At 72.2% G+C, this 4,312-nt stretch carries 6 protein-coding genes; all 6 read right to left on the minus strand.

Annotated elements, in window-relative coordinates:
• The coding region (locus tag FJ251_13975; protein ID MBM4118812.1) for a flagellar basal body L-ring protein FlgH at window positions 1-518 on the minus strand (518 nt) is incomplete at its 3' end.
• On the minus strand, window positions 515-1,459 hold the full coding sequence (flgA, locus tag FJ251_13980; GenBank protein MBM4118813.1) for a flagellar basal body P-ring formation protein FlgA: 945 nt from the start codon (window positions 1,457-1,459) through the stop codon (window positions 515-517). The genes flgA and FJ251_13975, both read right to left, overlap by 4 nt.
• 5 nt (window positions 1,460-1,464) lie before the next feature.
• Complete coding sequence (flgG, locus tag FJ251_13985) at window positions 1,465-2,247, minus strand: flagellar basal-body rod protein FlgG (GenBank protein ID MBM4118814.1); 783 nt, start codon at window positions 2,245-2,247, stop codon at window positions 1,465-1,467.
• A gap of 100 nt (window positions 2,248-2,347) precedes the next feature.
• Window positions 2,348-3,136, minus strand: a complete 789-nt coding sequence (locus FJ251_13990; GenBank protein ID MBM4118815.1) for a flagellar hook-basal body protein — start codon at window positions 3,134-3,136, stop codon at window positions 2,348-2,350.
• Window positions 3,137-3,292: 156 nt separating this feature from the next.
• On the minus strand, window positions 3,293-3,619 hold the full coding sequence (locus tag FJ251_13995; protein ID MBM4118816.1) for an STAS domain-containing protein: 327 nt from the start codon (window positions 3,617-3,619) through the stop codon (window positions 3,293-3,295).
• Entirely contained in the window at window positions 3,619-4,311 is a 693-nt protein-coding gene (locus FJ251_14000; GenBank protein ID MBM4118817.1) for a serine/threonine-protein phosphatase, read from the minus strand. Before FJ251_14000 ends, FJ251_13995 begins: the two co-directional genes overlap by 1 nt.
• Window position 4,312: the final 1 nt, after the last annotated feature.

Consider the following 4,312-nt stretch of genomic DNA (forward strand, 5'->3'; position numbering starts at 1 on the left):
TCTTCGTAGTGGATGACGGCATCGGCGATGGCGGCCGAGCTGATCGTGTTGTCGGGCGTGATGTCGCGACTGCGGATGATCCCGCTGAGGGTCATCTGGTCGGTCTCGCCGTTGCGCTTGACCTCGCGATGGCCTTCGATGCGGAACATGCCGCCGGGCAGCTCTTCCATGATGCGCACGCTCATCACGGCGCTGAGCTGGCCGCTGCGCGTGGTGTTGCCCTCGCCGTCGTACTTGGTCTTCTGCTTGAAGCCCCAGAGTGGGATGAAGTTCAGCGCACCCTCGCCGGGGCCGCCGCCGGTCTCGTGCTCGTTCTCGGTGGCGGTCTTGGCGTCGCTGCTCGCGCTCGAGTTCTCGATGATGATCACGGTGAGCAGGTCGCCGGGCCGGTGCGCCTTGACGTTGGCGTAGAGGCTGCCGCCCGCATCGCTGTCCCACAGCGACTCGGCAACGCCGATCGGCGCCGCGCAGGTCGCGCAGAGGAGCGTGATCAGGACGAGCAGGAGGGGGCGCTTCATGAGGAGCCTCCCGGTTGGCTGAGGTAGCTGGGGACGACGAGCCCGGGGCCGGCGACGCGGTAGCGCCGCTGCACCTGGCCGTCGAGATGCTTGACGCCGACGAGTTCGCCGAGCGCACCGTCCTCGCGGGCGATGCCGCGCAGGCTGACGGTGACGCCGCCGCGCTCCAGGCGGACTTCGACCTCGCGGCCCGCCTTCACCAGGGGCGCCGGCCGCGCGTTGCGCCGGGTGACGACTTCACCCGCGCGCAGCGGCTCGCTGATCAGGGCGCCGGGAAGCGCGGCGAGCGGCAGCGGCTCGCCCGAGATGTGGAAGGCGTCGCGCTCTTCCTCGCGCCACTCGCCGAGCCGAGCGCCGCGTGGCAGCGGCGCGGTCACCACGCCCACCCGCAGCGGCCGCGCGCAGGGGAAGGCCAGCTCGAGGACCTGCTCGAAGCCGACAGCATCGGTGAGGGTGAGGCGGGCGCTGCCGTTCGCGCGGGGCTGGCCGTCCGGCAGGGCGAGTCGCCACTGCAGGCGCGGCGCCGCACAGACCAGCTCCGCCGGCCAGCCCTCGACCTCGCCGGAGAGGCGCAGCCCGAGCGAGTCCAGGCGCGCCGTCAGCTCCGCGCGCACGGCGTTCGCGAGCGGGGCCAGCGCGACGACGACGCCCGGCGTGTGCAGCTTGACCTGGGCCGGCCCGCTGAGCCGCCCGGTCCAGCCCCAGTCGGCGAGCTGGCGCGCCAGGCGCTCGCGATCGAGGAGCGCGGTCTCACCGGGCGCCGGACTCTGCGCCACCCGGCGAGCATCGAGCGCGCCGGCGCTGCCCGCGGCGAGGAGATCGCCGAGCAGCACGACGCGGCCCGTGCAAGCGAGCGTCTCGCGGAGCGCGAGCGACTCCTGTCCCGTCGCCGGCGCGGCGAGGAGCAGCAGGCAAGAGGCGAGCAGCGCGAGGTGTCGCATCGGCGCTACCGCTTGATCTGGCTGGTGACGCCGAGCATGTCCTCGGCGGTCTGGATGGCCTTGGAGTTCAGTTCGTAGGCGCGCTGCGCCTCGATCAGGCGCACCATCTCCTCGACGACGCTGACGTTGCTCATCTCGAGCAGGCCGGACTCGACGGTGCCGAGCCCGTCCTGGCCCGGCTCGCCGAGCGTCGCCTGGCCGCTGGCCTCGGTCTCCGCGTAGAGGTTGCTGCCGACGGCGCGCAGCCCGGCGGGGTTCGCGAAGCGGTACACCTCCAGGCTGCCGAGCTCGCTCGACTCCTGTTCGCCGTCGGAGCGCACGAGGATGCGCCCATCGCGCTGCACGCCCACTTCGGTCGCCGTCTCGGGGAAGCTGAAGCCGGGCGCGACGCGCATGCCGCCTGCGGTGACGAGGCTCCCCTCGCCGTCGAGCGAGAAGCTGCCGTCGCGGGTGTAGGCGTAGCTGCCGTCCGGGAGTTCCACGCGGAAGAAGCCGTCCCCCGTGATCGCGAGATCGAGCGCGTTGCCGGTCACCATCGTCGAGCCCTGGCCGAAGTCGCGGCGCACCGCGGCCAGGCGCACGCCGTGGCCGATCTGCACGGGCTGGATGCCGGCGGCCGCCGCCTGGCGCTGGTTGGGCGCGATCGTCTGGTAGAGCAGATCCTGGAACTCGGCGCGCGCGGCCTTGAAGGCGGTCGTGTTCACGTTGGCCAGGTTGTTGGCGATCGTGTCCACGTAGAGCTGCTGGGCGCGCATGCCGCTGGCTGAAGTGGACATGGCTCTCATCATCGTTCGCTGCTCCTCGTGCTCGCGACGCGCGTCTGGCGCTCGTCGGTGGCGGGCGCCGCAGCGCCCGGTTCATCGCTCGGTGCGGCGCGCTCGCCGCCGATCAGGCGCGCAGGACGCCGACGCGCTCGACGGCCACGCGCAGTAGCTCGTCCGCGGCCTGCGCCGCCTTCTGCGCCATTTCATAGCTGCGGAAGGCGCGGATCATCGCGACCATCTCCTCCAGCGGCTCCACGTTCGAGCCCTCGCGGCGCCCCGCCTGCACGCTCACTTCCTCGAGCGGCACCTCTTCGTAGCCACCCGGCGCCTCGAGCAGGTTGTCGCCGCCGCGCCGGAGCTCCGTGCCCGCGAGCGGGCGGACGATACTCAGGCGCCCGGCGGCGCGACCGCTGTCGAGGAGGCTGCCGTCGGGCAGGATGCTCGGCTGACCGTCGATGCGCAGACTGCCGCCGTCAGCGAGCACGGGATGGCCGGAGGAGTGCAGGAGTTCGCCGTCGGGTCCCAGCGCGAAGCCGCCGTCGCGGGTCAAGCGGGGACCGTCGGGCGTCTCGACGAGGAAGTAGCCTTCCCCCATCAGTGCCACATCGAGCGCGTTGCCGGTGCTCTCGAGCGGCCCTTGAGCGGTGGAGGTGAGCGCGGACACGCTGAGCCCCGCCGACCTGGCCGTCTGGCCGGGCACGGCCGCCAGCGGCGCCTGCTCCACGCGGCTGATCAGCTTCTGGAAGCCGGGCGTGTTCGCATTGGCGAGGTTGTTGGCGATCAGTTCGTGGCGGCGCTGCTGAACGAGCATCGCCTGGCCACTGCTGTGCAGGGCCTTGATCATCGGCTGCGCTTCTCCCCGGGCGCGCAGGCCGCTTCTCCCGAACGGCAGGCGGCGCCCGCGCCGGCACATCAAGGCGCATGCCACGCCGCGCGCGGCGCTCCGCGCGGCTCACCCGCTTGTGCGAGCGTCATTTGGGGGGGAGGCGCCGCAGGGGCCGGGGGGAAAAGGCGGCCGCTCCCGGTGGGCATTTCTTCCCGGTCGGGGCGCGCCGTGCCGCAGACGGACTCAGGCGCCCGTACTCGCCTCGTTGCCGCTGCGAATGTCGAGGATCTGGTCGAGGCGGGTGATCTTGAAGACCCGCGTGACGTGGCTGCGCAGGTTGGCCAGGATGAGCCGCTGGCCCTGCCGTTCCATCCGCTCGTGCAGGGTGACCAGGAAACCGAGCCCCGAGCTGTCGATGTAGTCGAGGGCCTCGAGATCGAGGACGACCGTGGCCGGCCCGTCGAGCAGGGCCTCGACTTGCCGGGAGAACTCGGGCAGCGAGTAGACCTCGATCTCGCCCTTCACGCTGAGGGTGACCTGAGTCCCCTCGTCACTCCGTCGGATTTCCATCAGGCCATCCCTTCTGCGTGGGTGTTGAGGAGGAGCGCCGTCAGATCGTCGGACCAGGGCGTCTCGCCCCGGTGCCGCTCGAGTTCGGCGAGCAAGCTGTCCAGCCAGGCGGCGGCGCTGGGCCCCGCCTCGGCCAGCCGCGCCTGCAGGCGCGCGAGGCCGAAGTGCTCGCCCGCGCGATTGCGCGTGTCCGTGAGTCCATCCGTGTAGACGAGCAGGCGGTCGCCCGTCGCGAGCTGCAACTCCAGCTCCGGGTACTGCTGATCCGCGCGCAGCCCGAGAGGCAAGCCCCCCTGCTGCTCGACGCTCTCGCTGCTGCCGTCCGCATGCGCGAGCAGCACGGCTTCGTGCCCGGCCGAGGCCAGGCGCACGCGCCACCCGCGGCCGCTGATGCGCAGGACGCAGGCGGTGACGAAGTGCCCGCGCAGACCGCCGCGGCCCAGGTACTCGTTCAGGCGCGCGAGCACGGCGCCCGGCTGCAGGTCCTGGTAGACGAGGCTGTGCGTCATCGCCTGCAGGCCGCTCATGCGGATCGCCGCCTGGATACCCTTGCCCGAGACATCGGCGACGATCGCGAGCAGGTCGCCGCCCGGCAGCTCGATGACGTCGAAGTAGTCGCCGCCGACGACCTGCGCCGGCAGGCTGCGACCGGCGATCTCCAGGTCCGGCCGCTGGGGCAGCACCGCGGGCAGC

The sequence above is a fragment of the bacterium genome, assembly GCA_016873475.1.
Taxonomy (GTDB): domain Bacteria; phylum Krumholzibacteriota; class Krumholzibacteriia; order JACNKJ01; family JACNKJ01; genus VGXI01.

Bases quoted from the DNA above. Each gene is read 5' to 3' on its own strand.
- flgA (MBM4118813.1), bottom strand. From the start codon at position 1,459: ATGCGACACCTCGCGCTGCTCGCCTCTTGCCTGCTGCTCCTCGCCGCG.
- flgG (MBM4118814.1), bottom strand. From the start codon at position 2,247: ATGATGAGAGCCATGTCCACTTCAGCCAGCGGCATGCGCGCCCAGCAG.
- FJ251_13990 (MBM4118815.1), bottom strand. From the start codon at position 3,136: ATGTGCCGGCGCGGGCGCCGCCTGCCGTTCGGGAGAAGCGGCCTGCGC.
- FJ251_13995 (MBM4118816.1), bottom strand. From the start codon at position 3,619: ATGGAAATCCGACGGAGTGACGAGGGGACTCAGGTCACCCTCAGCGTG.